The following is a 16,574-nucleotide window of genomic DNA, read 5'->3' as shown; positions in this document are numbered from 1 at the left end:
GTTCCGCCTTTAGGACCGATTTGAAGCAACTTCGTTGGCATGTCGTCAGCCATCGTACGAATCCCTTTCATTATGGAGTGTTTGGTTTCCAGCCCAGACTGGCTAAAGCCCCCTCCGCCGTTTCCTGGACCATTTCATTTTCATCTTCCAGCAACGGCAACAGGGAGTCCACCGCCCGCCGCTCGGGCACCTGTGGCCGCGGCGCCGTCGCGCAGCACGCTATCGCAGGCCGGCAAGCCGATGCGCACCCAGCCGCCGGGCGTGGGCGCCAGTGGCCAGCCGGAGCAACTCAAGGGCGTGCGTCGCAACATGGCGCGCGTGATGGCCGATGCGCACGCCAAGGTTGTTCCGACCACGCTGTGCGACGACGCCGATCTGCACGCCTGGATCGGCAAGCAGGACATCACCGCGCGCCTGGTGCGCGCGATCGTCGCCGCATGCAAGGTGGTGCCGGCGCTCAACGCGTGGTTCGATGGCGACAGCCTCACCCGCACACTGCATCCGCACGTCGACATCGGCATCGCCGTGGACACCGAGGACGGCCTCTTCGTCCCGGCACTGCGCAACGCCGACATGCTCGACGGCAACGGCGTGCGCGCCGCGATCCAGCGCCTGCGCGCGCAGGTCGAGGACCGCACCATCGCACCGAGCGAGCTCAGCGGCTACACCATCTCGCTGTCCAACTTCGGCATGTTCGCCGGCCGCTACGCGACGCCGGTGGTGGTGCCGCCGTGCGTGGCCATCGTGGGCGCGGGCAAGCTCAGCCACGACGTCGTCGCCGTGATGGGCGGCATCGAAGTGCACCGCCGCATGCCGATCTCGCTCACCTTCGACCACCGCGCCTGCACCGGCGGCGAAGCGGCGCGCTTCCTGAAGGCGCTGCTGGACGACATGGCGGCGCCGAACTGAGTCGAAGATCCGAGTCCCGGGACTCGGGACTCGGGACTCGGGAATCGGGAATCGGGAATCGGGAATCGGGAATCGGGAGTCGGGAGTCGGGAGTCGGGAGTCGGGAGTCGATGGAAGCGTCGGCGAGCCGTCGCTTCCTTGCCGTCATTCCCGCGAAGGAATCCATTGGCCCGAGCGCATTTCGTTCCCTCGTTGGTGTAGACCTCAACGGAAGCGCCCGGGAGCCGATATTTCTTCGCCGTCATTCCCGCGAAGGCGGGAATCCACGCTCGCGAGCGTCACTGCCGACGAAGGCCGCGATGTCGTCGGACACATGGATTCCGTCGTTCGCGGGAAGGACAGCACGCGGAATGCACCATCCTCACTGCACGGCCAAGGCGAGGCTACAGCGCTAACCGTCAACGTCACTGCTGACACGACCCTGTCAGCAGCTGCGGTACAACCTGCTCCCACTGCCAATCGAATGGGAGTTGTGCCATGGCGCATCGCAGCCGTCTCGCCGGTTTCATCATCGACTGCAACACGGACAACCTGGACGCCGCCGCCGACTTCTGGAGCCAGGCGCTGGGCGTGACCATCGCCGACCGCAATGCGGGCGACGACACCTGCGAATATCAGCAGTTCGGCGACACGCCGGGCGATCTGTACATCGAGGTGCAGAAGGTCTCGCATCCGTCGCGCGTGCACCTGGATATCGAGGCGGACGACATCGACGCCGAAGCCGAACGGCTGGAGAAGCTCGGCGCAAAGAAGGTCGCCTTCGTGAAGCGCTGGTGGGTGATGGAAGCGCCCACCGGGCAGCGTTTCTGCGTGGTGCGGATGAAGGATCCGGACATCCGGTCCAAGCCGAAGACGTGGGAGTGAGCGACGGCTCCCGTTTTGCGGATGTATCACCGCTCCGAAGGCTTGTGGGAGCCAGCTTGCTGGCGACAGCCAACCGCGATTGATCGCCAGCAAGCTGGCTCCTACGACAATGGCCGATACAGCGCCGTCATCCCGGCGAAGGCCGGGATCTAGGCCTCGAGCCTGGACGCACTCGACGCATTCGCTGATGCGCGATCAGCCTGGATCCCGGCCTTCGCCGGGATGACGGCAAGTGTCGAGCGACGGAACAAAGATGCGGACGCCCTTTGCGACGCCGCGAACCTCACGCGTGATGCAACGGCGTGTCGTCCACCACCACGCGATTGCGGCCCGTCGACTTGGCCTTGTACAGGGCCTGGTCGGCGCGGTCGAACACCTGCTCCGACCAGTCGCGCGTGGGCTCGCCCGCAGCCAGACCGATGGAAACGGTCAGCGAGAACGGCAGCGGTGCCAGCGCGATGCGCTGGCGGATGCGCTCGGCAACCTGCACCGCGGCTGCAAGGCGCGTCTCGGGAAGCAGGATCAGGAATTCCTCGCCGCCGTAGCGCACCGCCACGTCGTGTTCGCGGATGGACGCCGCCACCGCGTCGGCAACGGCGCGCAGCGCGCGATCTCCGAGCAGATGGCCGTGGCGGTCGTTCACTTCCTTGAAGTGGTCGACGTCCAGCAGCATCAGCGTGTAGGGCGCCTTCTGCAGCTGCAGCATGGCGTCCGGGTTCTCGCGCAGCTGCGCGAGCGCGGCGCGGTTGAGCAGACCGGTGAGCGCGTCGTGCGTTGCACTGTGCTGCAGCAGGTCGTTGCGACGCTGCAGGTCGGCGCGTGCGTCCTCCAGGCGTTGCGCGAACGCCTCGCGCTCTGACAGCAGGCGTCGCTGCTCCATGGCGTAGCGACGCAGCTCCAGCAGATGCTGGGTCTGCCGTGCCAGCACTTCCAGGCCTTCGATCTGCGCCGTCGTCAGCGTGCGCGGCTTGTTGTCCAGGACACACACCGTGCCCAGTGCCTGTCCATCCGGCGAGAGCAGCGGCACGCCGGCGTAGAAGCGCAGCGGATCGCCATCGATCTTGATTGCGGGCCGCGGCACTTCGGTCTGCGCCTGCAGGTCCTCGATCACCAGCACGCGGTCCGGTTGCTGGATGGCGCGTTCGCAGATCGCCTCGCTGCGCGCCGTCTGCCGCGCGTCCAGCCCGATCTGCGCCTTGAACCACTGGCGGTCGTGGTCGATCAGCGAGATCGCCGCCGCCGGAACGTCGCACAGCGTGACCGCCAGCCGCACGATGTCGTCGTACGCCTGCTCGGGCACGGTGTCGACCACCGCATAGGCGTCGAGTGCGGCCTGGCGGCGCGTCTCGTCGGGCGGTGGCAGGAGGGGGTATGCGGCGGACATGGAGCGGCTCGGAAGGCCGCACAGGCTAACTGCCAGCCTCGCCGAAACCTGTGATCCGCGCCACAGCTGCGCCGACGGGCGACGGACGGTTCAGCCGGTCCCGCGCCCGCCCCACCTGAACAGGGATCAGGCGCGGCGTTCCCGCGACGCCCAGATCTCCAGGCCCTGCGCGTTGAGCTCAATGTCGATGGCCAGCAGTTCGCGAACCTGCTCCGCGCCGAGCGGTGCGCCGTGTGCCCGCACGCGACCGACGTAGAGGTGCGTCAACTGCTCGACCAGCCATTCGTGCCGATCCGGCCGCTCCTGCGCCTGGCGCGCGAGGCGGACCATCTCGTCGATCTGCACCCGCAGATCATCCGCCAGGCGCCTAACGTCCCCCACCCGCCCGTAATGGGTCAGGTACATACCGTGTGGTTCGCGCGCCAGCATGGTGCGGATCGACTGCTTCAGCGGCTCGGGTTCGAACTGCACCGGCGACGTCGTGGGAATGACGAATGGCGCGCCGTCCGCATTGTCGAACTCGCGATACGACAGGCCGAAGGTGTCGCCGGTGAACCAGCACCGGCTGCGCGTATCCCACACGCACAGATGGTGTTTCGCATGACCGGGCGTGTGCACGCACAGCAGCGGACGGCCGGCCAGTTCGACCACGTCGCCGTCGGCGAGCTCACGCACGCGTTGCGCCGGCACGGGCGCGATGTCGCCGTAGCTGCGCGCGATCTCCTCCTCGCCGTAGACTGCGGTGGCACCGGCGACCAGGCGCTCCGGATCGATCATGTGCGGCGCGCCGCGTGGGTGCACGGCGAGAGTCGCGTTGGGCAACTGCCGCATCAGCGCGCCAGCGCCTCCCGCGTGATCCAGGTGCACGTGGGTGAGGATCAGCCAGTCCACGTCCTGCGGGCCCAGGCCGTGCGATGCCAGCGCATCCAGCATCGCGGGGATCGAATGCTGCGTGCCACAGTCGATGAAGGCCGCGCGGCCGTTCTCGACGATCAGGTACGCCGCATCGAAATGCGGGCGCTGGAAACCGGTGTCGATGGTGACGATGCCGTGCGCGGCGAACGCAGTGTCCATGGGAGCTCCGTGCGACCTGTTCCGCCTTGCAGTCTAGGCAAGCGCCGCGGCAACGACGATGCCGCTTTGGTCGCAAGCGGCCGTGCAGGCCGGCGGGCTCAGCGGCCCCGCCCGCGCAACCAGTGCCGCCGCACGAAAAAGGCGAGCGTCAGTACGGCCAGGAACACGCCGTAGCCCACCGCGGTGGCCAGCACCTGCTGCCACATGCGTCCGTAGATCGGATCGGCGCTGGCGTGCGACCAGTACAGGCTCAGCAGGAACGCGGTGACTGCCAGCAGCAGCGCGATGGCGTCGAACAGCTTGCGTGCGGAGTGACGCGGCTGGCGCGGAAACATCCAGTACAGCGTGCCGAGGATCGCGAACCACGGCAGGAACAGGATCAGCGCCAGGTTGAGTTCGACCAGCGGATTCATGCGTCCTCGGTGGCGAACTGCGCCAGCGCTTCGACCAGTTCGGCCAGTTCGACGCCGTCGTGCAGGTGGCCGATCAGCTCGTCGCCCAGATGCACCGCCGCGCCTTCGGCGGCATGCAGCGCGGCGCCGCCTTCCTGCTTGAGCCGGGCGACCAGTTGTCCCGCCGTGCGCGCGGATTCGTGGCCGGCGCTCTGCAGCAGCACGCGATCGCCGTCCACCAGCTTGAAGTAGAAACGCCCGTCGCTCTCGCGGTACTGCTTGAACGCCGGAAGCACGCCCTTGGTGGCCTTCTTCGAGGTAGCCGCCGGCACCTTCGACAGATCGCGCAGGCCCACGGCTTCGCGCAGCTTCGCCAGCGTCGGCCGCGCATAACGCTCGCGCAGGCGCCGCGCCCCATCACGCAGCACCGCCTCGATGTGCGAGGGCTGCGCGATCAGGGATTCGTAGCGTTCGCGCAGCGGCGACACTTCGCGGTCGATCCGTTCGAACAGCGCCTGCTTCGCCTCGCCCCACGCGATGCCATCGGCGAAGGCCTTCCGCATCCCAGCTGTTTCCTCGTTGGTGGCGAAGGCCTGGTACAGCTGGAACACGTTGGACGTGTCGGCGTCCTTGGCTTCGCCCGGCGCGCGCGAGTCGGTGACGATGGAATAGATCAGCTTCTTCAGCGCTTCCCGCGGCACGAACAGCGGAATGGTGTTGTCGTAGCTCTTGCTCATCTTGCGGCCGTCGAGGCCGGGCAGCGTGGCCACGTTCTCGTCGATCACCGCCTCTGGCAGCGCGAAGTGCTCGCCATAGAGATGGTTGAAGCGCTGGCCGAAGTCGCGCGCCATCTCGATGTGCTGGATCTGATCGCGACCCACCGGCACCTTGTTCGCGTTGAACAGCAGGATGTCGGCCGCCATCAGCACGGGATACATGAAGAGGCCCGCGCTCACGCCGGCGTCGTCGTCCTCGCCCGCCTCGCGGTTCTTGTCCACCGCGGCCTTGTAGGCATGCGCGCGGTTGAGCAGGCCCTTGCCAGCCACGCAGGTCAGGAACCACGTCAGCTCCTGCACCTCGGGCACGTCGCTCTGGCGGTAGAACCACACCTTGTCCGGCTCCAGGCCACAGGCCAGCCAGGTCGCCGCGATCTCCAGCGTCGAGCGCTGCACGCGCGCCGGATCCTGCACCTTGATCAGCGAGTGGTAGTCGGCCAGGAAATAGAAGCTCTCCACGCCCGGGTCGCGGCTGGCGGCGACGGCGGGGCGGATCGCGCCGACGTAGTTGCCCAGGTGCGGAGTGCCCGAGGTGGTGATGCCGGTGAGTACGCGGGTGAGGCTCATGGAGCGATGACGCCGGGAAAACGGCTCCACAGTGTACCCGCGCGCCCTCAACCCCGCGGCCCTACCCCGTGCGTTCAACCGGACGAGCCCTCCGGAGTTCCGCGCATGTCGCCCGTCCTGCCCCGAATTCTCGCCGTTTCGGCCCTTCTGGCTGCGCTCGGCGCGTCGTCCCCACTGGTGGCCGGAGGACGTCATCACGCCACGCCCCTGGTCGATATCGCCGCAGTCGATCGCGACACCGGCGCCTGGCTGCCGCCCACCCGGCACCGCGGCGACGACTGGATCGAAGGGCGACCGGGCCATCGCTACGGCCTGCGCCTGACCAACGTCACCGGCGGGCGCGTACTGGCGGTCGTGTCGGTGGATGGCATCAACGTGGTCACCGGCCAGACCGCCGCCACGTCGCAGACCGGCTACGTGCTGGAGCCGTGGCAGACGCTGCAGATCGATGGCTGGCGCAAGTCGCTGTCGCAGGTGGCGCAGTTCGTGTTCACCGACATCGGCGACAGCTATGCGGCACGCACGGGTCGCGCGCAGAATGTCGGCGTGATCGGCGTCGCCGTGTTCGAGGAGGCGCGTCCGTGGCGCGAACCTCCCGCGGCGATCGCCGAATCGCAGGCCGGCAAGGAGGCAGCCGTCGACGCAGCGGCACCGTCGCGCAGGGCGGTTGCCCAGGCGCAATCGATGCAATCCTCGGGAACGGGGCATGGTGCGCGCGAACATTCGTTCGCTACGCGCACGACATTCCAGCGCGCCACGACGTTGCCGGCGCAGGTGCTGCGCCTGCGTTACGACGATCGGGATGGGCTGGTGGCGCGAGGTGTGGTGAGGTCGTCGTGCTGCATGCAGGACTTCCCACATGCGTTTCCCGGCGGTTTCGCCCCCGATCCGCCGGGTGATTTCCGAAATTGAACGCTGTCCCTTGGTTGCGCGCGCCGGTAGCGGCCAGGCCGCTCCCTGCCGGCGCGCGCTCCGCTGTTGCTACGTCAGTTCAAGGTCTTCTCGAACTCACGCACTTCCTGCTGGGCGCGCTCGCGTTCCCAGCCATAACGCTCCTGCAGTTTGCCTGCGAGGTATTCGGCATTGCCTTCGGCGACGTCGAAGTCGTCATCAGTCAGGTCACCCCAGCGCGCCTGCGCGCGGCCCTTCAACTGAGTCCACTTGCCGGAAATGATGTCTTTGTTCATCCGTTGATTCCTCGTGTCGGGGAGTCGCGGCACCCGAATCGTTACCGCCGAGCCAGCTTCGCAACTCCGGCATTCGCGCGAAGTGGTCGTTGCGTTAGGCCCGGCTTGATATCGGTGAATGCAGCATTCAGCGTGCTGGCGTGAACTCGAAAAAAAAAGAAGGCCGGATTGCTCCGGCCTTCTTCCCACCACCACCCTCGCAACGCGTATCAGCACTTGCCGTCCTTGCAGTCGGTCGCGGCATCTTCGACCTTCTCGCCCGCGCCCTGCACGTCCTTGCCGGCCCCGGCAATGGTGTTGCAGGCGCTCAGGGTGCCCATCGAAAACAGTGCCAGCAAAAGCAGAGCCATCAGACGCTTCATGGAATTCTCCTCAGCTCGTTGAACCACTCGTGCCACGCTTTGTGCGTGTCGCGAATGCATCTGACGCGAGAGGCCGTGAAAGCGGGGTGGATGCTCCGGTGCGGGTTCAGCGGTGCGTCACGGTCGACGCACGGGCATTCATCGGGCGGTCAATCCAGCTGCAGCGTCGCGTCGCCGGAGAAGCTCTGGATGGTCACGTCGCCGTCACCGCGGCCGTACGTGTGGTCGAAGCTGGAACCGGGGCCGTGCTTGGGACGGATGATCTCCGCGCCGGGTGCGCGCAGGTCGCCGCTGAAACTCTCGCCGCGCACCTTGGCGGAAAGATCGCGCGGCAATGCCAGAACGAGATCGCCGCTGACGGTTTCCAGCGAGATGTTGCCGTTGTTGGCCAGTGCGGTCTGCACCCGGATGTCGCCGGAGACGGAAGATCCGGTCAGCCGGTGCAGGCGACTCTGCAGCACGCCCACGTCGATGCGTCCCGACACGGTTTCCACGTCGACCTCGCCGTCCATGCGACCACGCAGCGTGAGGTCGCCGCTGACGGTTTCCGCGCTCACGCGATTGCTGTTGATGGTGAGATGCAGGTCGCCGCTGACGCTGTCGAAGTCGGCCTCGCGCGGCGCCGCCGCGACGACGACGTCGCCGCTGACGCTCTCCACCGAAAGTTCACCCGATGCGACGCCCTCGACGTTGACGTCGGCGGACACCACGTCGATGTCGAGGTCCGCACGGATCGGCACCATCAGGCGCAGGTCGGTCGGCTCGCTCTTGTCGCTGCTGCCGAACAGGCCGATGCCGTTGCGGTTGGGATACTTCACGCGGACGTTGAGGTGTTCGCGATCGCCTTCGACTTCCAGGCGCTCCACGCCCTGGCCGAGGGTGCCTTCGATGCGGACCTCGGGACGGTCCCAGGCTTTGACCTCGACGCTGCCCTTGACGTTCTCGATCTCGATGCGCCCCCGCGGATCCAGCGGGCGCGTCTCGTTGATCGGCGTGGCGGCCAGGGCGGCGTGCATCGCCATGGTCAGGGCCAGGCCGAGTGCGAGGCGTTGGATGTGGACGCGGGTCATGGAAGTTCTCCGGAAAGCAGTCATGTCGATCGTGCGGGGCAAGCGGTTACGGATGGCAGTGGCTTCAGGCATAGGCCAGACGTTGGGCCAGGGCCAGCCGGCGAGCGTAGGTGCGGCGCAGCTGCTCCAGCAGCAGGCGCGAATTCGGGTCGTGGGCAAGCGCATCGAGGATCAGCGCGGCATTGCGGTCCAACTCATCGAACGCGGGCTGCAGTTCCGCCGGCGGCTGTGTCGCGCCGACTTCGAGCATCGCGGCCTGGTATTCGCGGGTCATGCCCTGCACTTCCAGCTGCACCAGGGTGGCGCGCGGTGTCGCGGTCGAGGAGCCGTTCACCGGCAGGTCCGCACCGCGCCAGAAACCGACCGCGCCGACCGCCAGTACCAGCGTCGCGGCCAGCGCCACCGGAGTGACCCAGCGCGCGCGTGGCGCGGTGTTGCGCGGCTGCTCCTGCAGGCGCTGCGCGATGGCCGGCCACAGGTCCTGCTGCGGCGGAACGTCGCGTCGCAACGCGCGCAACTGCCAGCGCAGGGCGTCGGGCATCTCGTCCCGGGAAATGTCGTCGTGATCGTGCGTTTTCATGCGTGTGCTCCCAACCGTTCGCGCAGCAGGTTGCGCGCGCGGTGCAATTGCGCTTTCGAACTGCCGACCGCCATGCCGAGTTCGGTGGCGATCTCCTCGTGCTTCCAGCCTTCCACGTCGTACAGCACCAGCACGGCGCGTGCGCGCGGCGGCAGGCTGGCGACGGCCCGTTCCAGGTCCATCGACAGGGCGGTGGTGTGCCCGGCGGAATCGGCACTGCCGAGCAGGTCGAACACCTCCTCGTCGCTGTCGCCGTCGTCCTGCGGCCGGCTGCGGCGGCTGCGCAGGTCCATCAGTGCGGTGTTGACCGCCAGGCGGTGCAGCCAGGTCGAGAAGGCCGATTCGAAGCGGAACGCCGGCAACGCCTGCCACGCCCGGACGAATGCCTCCTGGGTCAGGTCCTCCGCCCGTGCGCCCTGCCCGCCCACCAGCCGCGCGATGACGCCGTGGACCCGGCCGGCATGCCGGCGATACAGGGTCTCGAAGGCCCTCGTCTCGCCGCGTGCGGCCGCGGTGACCAGCGCGCGGTCGTCGCCACCGGCTTCGTCCGCGGCAGGGGCATCGGTCAGAAATTCGGTCACGGCGGTCAGCATAGTCGTTGAGATGCAGCCGGACCGTCCGCGGTTTAACGGGGCGGCGGCTGCACGCTCTCAGGCCAAAAAACAGAAAAGCCGGCGAATGCCGGCCTTTCGTGTGGTCGATGGGCGGGGCGCCTCAGTCCGCGGCCTTGTCCTCGACCTTCTGGCCGAGCTTCTGCACGTCCTTGCCCAGACCTTCCATCGTGTTGCAGGCGGTCAGGGTGGCGATCGAGAAGGCGGCAAGCAGCAGCAGTGCGATGAAGCGCTTCATGGTCTCTCCGGAGACGGTAGTCAACGATGGCGCGAAGCATCGCACGGCCGGGCGCGGGTCGCATCTGGCCAAGTTCGCGGTTCGGAGGGGTGTCAGGCGGAATTCAGCCGTCGCGGCCTGGACCCGGCTCAGTCGCGCATCAGGGTGGACTTGCCGAACAGGCTTTCGACCAGGTCCACCGCCAGGCGCGCGGTCCGATTGCGCTTGTCGATGATCGGATTGAGCTCGACGATGTCCAGCGATGCCATGCGCCCGGTGTCGGCAATCATCTCCATTACCAGCTGCGCCTCGCGGTAGCTCGGCCCGCCCGGCACGGTGGTGCCGACGCCCGGCGCGATGCTCGGGTCGAGGAAGTCCACGTCGAAGCTGACATGCAGGTGCGTGTTCTCGTCCACGCCTTCCAGCGCTTCCTCCATCACGCGCTTCATGCCGATCTCGTCGATGTAGCGCATGTCGTACACGTCCAGCCCGTACTCCTTGACCAGGCGCTTCTCGCCCTCGTCGACGGAACGGATGCCGATCTGGCGGATCTCGTCCGGCTGCAGGGCCGGCGCCTCGCCGCCCAGCCGCGTCAGCGCATCGGGGCCCAGCCCGCACAGGCAGGCCACCGGCATGCCGTGGATGTTGCCCGACGGCGTCACCTGGCTGGTGTTGAAGTCCGCGTGCGCGTCCAGCCACAGCACGCGCAACTGCCGGCCGGTCTTGCGGCAGTGGCGCGCGACAGCGGTGATCGAACCCAGGCCCAGGCAGTGGTCGCCGCCGAGCAGGATGGGCACGCGCCCCTCATCCAGTTCCGCGCCGACCGCGTCCATCACCGCGCGGTTCCATGCCACCACTTCGGCCAGATGGCGATAGCCTTCGACGGGCTTCTGCCACGGATTGCGCGGACCGTCGAGGTTGCCGCGATCGATCACGTCCACGCCACGCTTGGCCAGCGCCTCGCCGAGGCCGGCGATGCGCAGGGCCTCGGGCCCAAGCCGGGCGCCACGGTGCCCCGCACCGACGTCGGTCGGTGCGCCGATCAGCGACACCGCGGGATAACTGCGACTCATCGAATGACGTTCCTCGCCCTGGTGCGGCAGTCGGCACCGCAAAGCCGAGCCAACACTATGAATTTATTGGTATTAAAATACGCAACACGGATGTTATACCCCCAGAAATACCCCCGCATTGCGGTCGCTAGTGGCACCTGGGAACAGCAGCTCTAGTGTAGCTTCGCGCAGGTCACGCTTCGTCGCAGCGAGCCACGCGGCGCAGCCACGGAATGCTAATGACCCTCTCTAAGAACACATCGAAGCCGAAGGCGCCTCGCAGCGGCAGCGCGAAGCGCGAGCCCGCGGCGCTGCGGTCGACGAGCGGCGCCGGGTTCGAGTTCGAGGACCTAATCAGCGCCTGGCAGTTGGTGAAGGCCCTCTCGGGTGAGCAGGCTCCGGGTATCGGCCGCGTCGCCACCCAACTCCAAGCCCAAGTCTCGACCTTGGGCTGGCGAATCGACGATCTGCTGTTGACGGCGCAAGCGGCCGGCGCGCCGGAGCGGTTAGCCATCTCTGCGAAAGGGAACTTCCAGGTAAGCGCGGCCGGGCTCCCCGCTGATTTCGTCACGCGCGCCTGGGAGCAGTGGCGTGACCCACACGGGCCGTTTAACCGCGCGACAGACAGACTGGCCTTGGTGACGATCGGGACCGACAAGGCGTTCGACCCGTCGTGGCGCGAGGTGAAAAACGCATGCAGCGGTACGGACACGGCGCTCGCGTTGAGCCGCATCCGCAGCAATAGGAGGCAGTCGCGCGTCTTCGACAGCGTCCAGAAACCCGGTAGCGCGTCCGACGAAGAGACCATCGAGCTCATTCGCCGCCTGCATGTGCTGCCCACCGACTTTCAGTTCGCGCACTCCGACACCGAGTCCCAGGCTATCGCGCAATGCCGCCGCTTGCTCGCGTTTAGCCGTGAGGACGAAGCGCAGTCGCTCTGGAAGGAGCTCATCAACGTCGCGAAGGAGGTGCGCCTTCGCAGTGGGACCATCACCGTCCCGGACCTGTTGTCCTTGCTCCGGCGCCAGTTCGGCCTTCGCCATCACCCGGACTTTGAGGGTGATTGGGAGACGCTCTCCAAGATCACTACGGACCACAAGGCGCGGATAGAAACCGAGCTGCCTTCAGGCTATGCCGTGCCCCGTACGGCGGAGAAGGCGTCGCTCCAGACGGCGGTCGCCGACAACCCGGTCACGGTGGTCTTCGGGGAGTCGGGCTCGGGCAAGTCGGCACTGGTCAAGTCGGTGTTGAACGACACGTACCCATCTTGGAGCCAGGTGTGGTTCGGTCCGGAAGAGCTGAAGAGTGCGCTCAGCGCGGCGCGGCGCAGCGCCCTTCCCCTGACGCACGAACTTTCGCTTGTGCTGAACGCCACGGTGAAACCGCAGAACGTGCTGGTCATCGACTCTGCGGAACGCATCGAGGCCGGCGAGTTCGTCGTCATCCGCCAGCTGCTTCAAGCCATCCTGCCGAATGACGGCGAAGAGACCGAGGGTGCGTGGCGGGTCGTCATCGTCACGCAGACGCAGGGTTGGGTCGAAGGCGAAGAAACGATACTCGGCGGGCGGAAAGCGCATCTGGTCGAGGTCGAGGCACTCAAGAGCGATGCTGTGAAGTTGGCGCTTCTGCCGTCGCCCACCTTGGGCTGGTTGGGCGCCCATGACGACACCATCGCCGCGCTAACGAACCTGCGGACACTGGCGTGGGTCATTAAGGCTGGCGCGGCGCTGGGGTCGAACGCCGGTGGACTGGCGTCTCACACCGCTATCGCCGACCGCCTGTGGAAGTACTGGACGAAGGACCGCGCTGACGTGCAGGCGCTGATGATGCGCCTCGCCCAGCGAGAAGCATCGTTCGAGCGCAGCTTCGCGCTGACCGACATGGAGGCGGCGGACACAGCGACGTTCACGCGACGGCCCGAGGAGCTTCCGTTGCGCGTGAACGAGAGGACCAACCGCATCGAGTTCGAGCACGATCTCGCGGCGGATTGGGCGCGCTTCCAGTTCCTAAAACAGATTTGGACGGACACACCGCGGTGGGCCGCTCTGGCGGGCAATCCGCTCTGGACGAACGCGCTCCGGATGCTGGGCCAGTTTCTGCTACGACAGCCGGCCGAGACCGGCACGGCCTGGGACGTCGCCTTCAGGGCCGCGGAGGCCGCGAAGAACGAGCTGGCGGGCGATATCCTCCTTGATGCGCTTTGCTTGGACCCCGACGCCGAACGCTTCCTGACCGAGCGCGTCGACCTCCTGCTCGACAACGGCGCGAAACACTTCACGCGGCTGCTGCTGCGCTTCCACCACATCGCGACGGTGCCGACCGGCGGCGGAATGGGACTGAGCGCGGCGGTCGGCTTGTACGTGGAGGCGCAGTACCGCTCGATTGTCTTTGGCCGGTGGCCGCCCGTTCTCCGCTTCCTTATCGCACAGCGGGAGCGACTAGCTGGGCTGGTTTCGTCCGCTCTAGCGAAGGTCATCGAGACTTGGCTGGCGAAGACACCGCGCGCGCTGAGCAGCGGCAATCTGATGCCTTTCCGCCTTGAGATGGCGGAGATGGCACTCGCCATGGCTCGGACCGTGCAGGTCGAGAAGGGCCACGGCGTGATGTACCTGACGCGCGAGCCGTTGCTGTACACCGCACCACTGGCTGGCGCGGCCGACCTGCCGACCGAGGTCGGGAACTGGGCACTCGAACTCGCGGGACGCCGAGAGATTGACGCTGACGTCAAACGGCGCATCGCCGAGGTTCAACTACAGAAGGCGAACGCGCACACCGAGCTTCTGAAGACCAATGCCGAATACAAGGCACGGCACGAACGGAAGCAGATGGCTCGCTCCCTCGGGTCGTTCCGCGAGCGCTTGCCGCCTTGGCCGCTGGGGGCAAGCGACAAGGTCGACATGGATTTTCGGATCGCCTGCATCAAAGAAAACGGCATCCATTCTCTGATGGGTGCGCAGCCTGAGCTGGCCGCCGAAGTCTTGCTCGCGCTCATCATCGAAGACCAGCCAGAACGGGAGTATGGGTCCGACCGGTTCGAAATGGACCTCGGCCTTGAATACCCCGAGGATGCGTACCCGACGGCCTTCTGGAAGAGCCCGTTCTTCCTCTTCTTCCAGCTGGCCCCGGAAACGGCGCTCACCTCGCTCATCGCGCTGGTGAACTTCTGCACGGAGCGCTGGGTCGCCGAGGTCATGAAACGTGGCACCGGTGAGGCTCCCGCGGTGACACTCCAATTCGCGGACGGGTCGCATAAGACCTTCCCCGGTTGGTGGCAGGTTTTTGGCTGGCCGCAGTGCAATGACTTGCGCAACGGAAACCTGTTCTGCGCGCTCGATGCGCTGGAGCGCTGGCTAACGCTGCGACTCGACGCGGATGAGGACATAGCCGCTGATATCGCGAGGATACTCCGGGACGGGAACTCCGCGGCGCTCGTCAGCGTGCTCCTGAACGTCGCCAAGTACCGACCGTCGTTGTTGACGGGGCCCCTCGCTTCTCTGCTGACGTTCCCGAACCTGTTCTATTGGGACAGCGTGCGCGTGAAGCAGGTTGGCAATAACTTCATCGGTTGGAGCTGGCTGCAGGGTGGCCAGGCGATGTTTGACTTCGCCCGTGATTGGACCCTAGCGCCCCATCGCCAGCAGAAGTTCCTCGATGTCGTTGTCGAACTCCTGTTGGCCGACGACGACGTTGCGCGGCGTCTTCAAGCGCTGCTGCCGACATGGGCGCTGCCTGAAGATCCGAAGGAGGCGCTGGAGTTCAAGCTGCTCTTCGCCGCGCTCGACGAAGCCAACTATCCAACCGTCACCGACCCGGCGACGGGCGCGGAAACCAGGGGTTTCGTCTGTCCTGACGAGCTGAGCCTCGAGGTGCAGTCGTGGCAAGCCAATAGCGCGCCCACCCTCACATACCTTCTCGTGCCGGACCGATGCGAGCAGCGGCTTCAGGGTGGTCAACCGCTTGCCGACGATGAGGCCGCGTATCTCTTCAATCTACTCCAGGAGTGTGAGGCCGGAGCGGAAGGCGAAGATGAGGACACGAAATCGAAATGCCGTTTCGCTGCGGCGGGCACGCTCGTCGCATTGGGAGGCGCTTGGCTCGCTCAGAACCCCGAAGCGCAGAAGCACGCGCTCGAAGTGGTGCGCGCCGGTGTGGCAGCGGTCACGTCGACAGGAGAAGAAATTCGCGGACGGCACATGGGGAGCCTCCGCGACGAGCTGAAGTTCGTCGCCTACGCGGTCATGCACCTGTGGCTCGCCGATGGAGATGGCGTTCAGGAATGGGAGACCGCCGTCCTGCGTCTTCTGACGAGCGGCGACACGCGAGCAACCGCCGTTGTGGTCGGCGTCGCCTACGCCAATCGAGAGGAGCTTGGCACCGCGTGGTGGCGGCTGCTCCGGGCCGGGCTGTTCTGGTCGGGCCTCATCCTGCTCGCTCCGCACCACGGCGATGGCGACGACGCAGAGCGCGCCTGGAAGGCGTGGCTCGCACGGCTGCGGCGCTTCCCGCTCCGTGGACCGAATGCGACGCCGGATGACCTCGACTTCAAGCGTGTCGTCGCGGGCCGAAAACGATTGGACTTCCAGCGCCGGATGCGGCTCTACAATGCAGGCGACCAGCTTTGGCGCGGAAAGCCAGAGCGCGAACGGGCCGGTTCGCTAGACGGTCACTTCCTCGAAGTCCTGTTCAACTGGCTCATCCATGGCGATGGCACCGGCGACCGCGACCTCGACACGCGCTTGGCGCTGCGCATCTGGGACTACGACGCCACGCGCGCCAAGGCGCGCGAGAAGAATGACTACGGCGAGTACGGCTTGCCGAGCCAGAGCCTCGGCTACGACATCCTCCTGAAGCTCGGAGCCTTGGTGATCACGGCGCGCAAAGGGGAAGAGCGAGCGGTTTGGGAACCTGTTCTCTCCCACGGACCGGCCGCGCACTACGCGCTGCAACACTTCATTCGCGGATTGTTCCTGCGTCTCGGGAAAGGTGACGACCCGGTTGCATTCGAGCGCGTCTGGCGGGCAGTGGCGGAGTACGGCCTCGCCGCCGATTGGTCTCAACCCGGCCTCTGGTTCTACGGCGAGCGCTTGATTTGCGACTTGCTTGGCTTCGGCAACGAGGATGCATTGACCCGGCTGAACGAGGGTGCGGCTCTGCGGATGAAAGATGTCTACGAACGCTGGGCCTCCACGCACTTGGGTCACGACGAAGAATGCATCACACGCTTCTGTCATTTCCTGGCGACGAACTTCGGAGCCCCGCTTCGCCTTGACGGCCTTCGCTGGCTCGCCGCCATGTTGAGGGGAAGTGAGACGCCCAACCGCTGGTACCGCGAGAGTACGGGCGATGCATTGGTGGAGCTGGTGGCCACGGTGTTGAGTTTCGACACGCAAGCCCTGTCGCACGATGCTCAGGCGCGGCAGGCGCTTATCGAGATAGCCGCTGCCCTCGCAGCCAAGAACCTCCCGACCGCCCTGGCTCTCCAAGAGCGCATTAAGCGGCTGCGATGAGGGGTCGAGAGCAGACGTCAAT

General features: G+C 66.5%; 13 protein-coding genes and 2 pseudogenes. 4 read left to right on the top strand and 11 right to left on the bottom strand.

Annotated features, from left to right (window positions below; translation table 11 throughout):
- Positions 1-147 precede the first annotated feature (147 nt).
- Positions 148-909: pseudogene (locus VFE83_RS08215) on the top strand (2-oxo acid dehydrogenase subunit E2); the annotation flags it as partial.
- 477 nt (positions 910-1,386) lie between these two features.
- On the top strand, positions 1,387-1,773 hold the full coding sequence (locus VFE83_RS08210) for a VOC family protein (RefSeq protein WP_324904927.1): 387 nt from the start codon (positions 1,387-1,389) through the stop codon (positions 1,771-1,773).
- Positions 1,774-2,056: 283 nt separating this feature from the next.
- Here the strand turns inward: VFE83_RS08210 and VFE83_RS08205 are convergent, their stop codons facing one another.
- The 4 genes and pseudogenes from VFE83_RS08205 to VFE83_RS08190 all read right to left on the bottom strand — a co-directional run.
- Positions 2,057-3,157: a sensor domain-containing diguanylate cyclase gene (locus VFE83_RS08205; RefSeq protein ID WP_324904925.1), complete on the bottom strand. Its 1,101-nt coding sequence runs from the start codon at positions 3,155-3,157 to the stop codon at positions 2,057-2,059.
- Positions 3,158-3,283: 126 nt separating this feature from the next.
- Positions 3,284-4,231 (bottom strand): MBL fold metallo-hydrolase, encoded by a 948-nt coding sequence (locus VFE83_RS08200; protein WP_324904923.1) that lies wholly within the window; start codon positions 4,229-4,231, stop codon positions 3,284-3,286.
- A gap of 98 nt (positions 4,232-4,329) precedes the next feature.
- Complete coding sequence (locus VFE83_RS08195; RefSeq protein WP_324904921.1) at positions 4,330-4,644, bottom strand: hypothetical protein; 315 nt, start codon at positions 4,642-4,644, stop codon at positions 4,330-4,332.
- A 104-nt stretch (positions 4,645-4,748) separates the two neighbouring features.
- A pseudogene (locus VFE83_RS08190) lies at positions 4,749-5,966 on the bottom strand (tryptophan--tRNA ligase); the annotation flags it as partial.
- Between the two features lie 105 nt (positions 5,967-6,071).
- On the opposite strand from VFE83_RS08190, the gene VFE83_RS08185 reads away from it, so the two are divergent.
- The gene (locus VFE83_RS08185) at positions 6,072-6,878 is read left to right on the top strand and encodes a hypothetical protein (protein WP_324904919.1); all 807 of its coding nucleotides are present in this window, start codon (positions 6,072-6,074) and stop codon (positions 6,876-6,878) included.
- Positions 6,879-6,952: 74 nt separating this feature from the next.
- On the opposite strand, the gene VFE83_RS08180 is transcribed toward VFE83_RS08185, so the two are convergent.
- The 7 genes from VFE83_RS08180 to rocF form a co-directional block, all read right to left on the bottom strand.
- Positions 6,953-7,153, bottom strand: coding sequence for a CsbD family protein (locus VFE83_RS08180; RefSeq protein ID WP_324904917.1), 201 nt, complete (start codon positions 7,151-7,153; stop codon positions 6,953-6,955).
- Positions 7,154-7,362: 209 nt separating this feature from the next.
- A complete protein-coding gene (locus VFE83_RS08175; protein WP_324904915.1) occupies positions 7,363-7,515 on the bottom strand; it encodes an entericidin A/B family lipoprotein in 153 nt (50 codons plus the stop codon).
- 149 nt (positions 7,516-7,664) lie between these two features.
- Positions 7,665-8,585 carry a DUF4097 family beta strand repeat-containing protein gene (locus VFE83_RS08170; protein WP_324904913.1) on the bottom strand — a complete coding sequence of 307 codons (921 nt, stop codon included), beginning with the start codon at positions 8,583-8,585 and terminating at the stop codon, positions 7,665-7,667.
- Positions 8,586-8,649: 64 nt separating this feature from the next.
- Positions 8,650-9,165, bottom strand: coding sequence for a hypothetical protein (locus tag VFE83_RS08165; protein ID WP_324904911.1), 516 nt, complete (start codon positions 9,163-9,165; stop codon positions 8,650-8,652).
- A complete protein-coding gene (locus VFE83_RS08160; protein ID WP_414674704.1) occupies positions 9,162-9,758 on the bottom strand; it encodes an RNA polymerase sigma factor in 597 nt (198 codons plus the stop codon). The genes VFE83_RS08165 and VFE83_RS08160 overlap by 4 nt, the downstream gene beginning before the upstream one ends.
- Before the next feature lie 121 nt (positions 9,759-9,879).
- Positions 9,880-10,014, bottom strand: coding sequence for an entericidin A/B family lipoprotein (locus VFE83_RS08155; RefSeq protein ID WP_324904907.1), 135 nt, complete (start codon positions 10,012-10,014; stop codon positions 9,880-9,882).
- 128 nt (positions 10,015-10,142) lie between these two features.
- Entirely contained in the window at positions 10,143-11,066 is a 924-nt protein-coding gene (gene rocF, locus VFE83_RS08150; RefSeq protein ID WP_324904905.1) for an arginase, read from the bottom strand.
- 218 nt (positions 11,067-11,284) lie between these two features.
- Here rocF and VFE83_RS08145 point away from each other — a divergent pair, with 218 nt between their 5' ends.
- A complete protein-coding gene (locus VFE83_RS08145) occupies positions 11,285-16,552 on the top strand; it encodes a hypothetical protein (RefSeq protein ID WP_324904903.1) in 5,268 nt (1,755 codons plus the stop codon).
- The last annotated feature ends 22 nt before the right edge of the window (positions 16,553-16,574 follow it).

It is taken from the genome of Lysobacter sp. (assembly GCF_035655815.1).
Lineage (GTDB): Bacteria > Pseudomonadota > Gammaproteobacteria > Xanthomonadales > Xanthomonadaceae > Lysobacter_J.
This window is presented reverse-complemented; position numbering and strand designations above follow the sequence as displayed.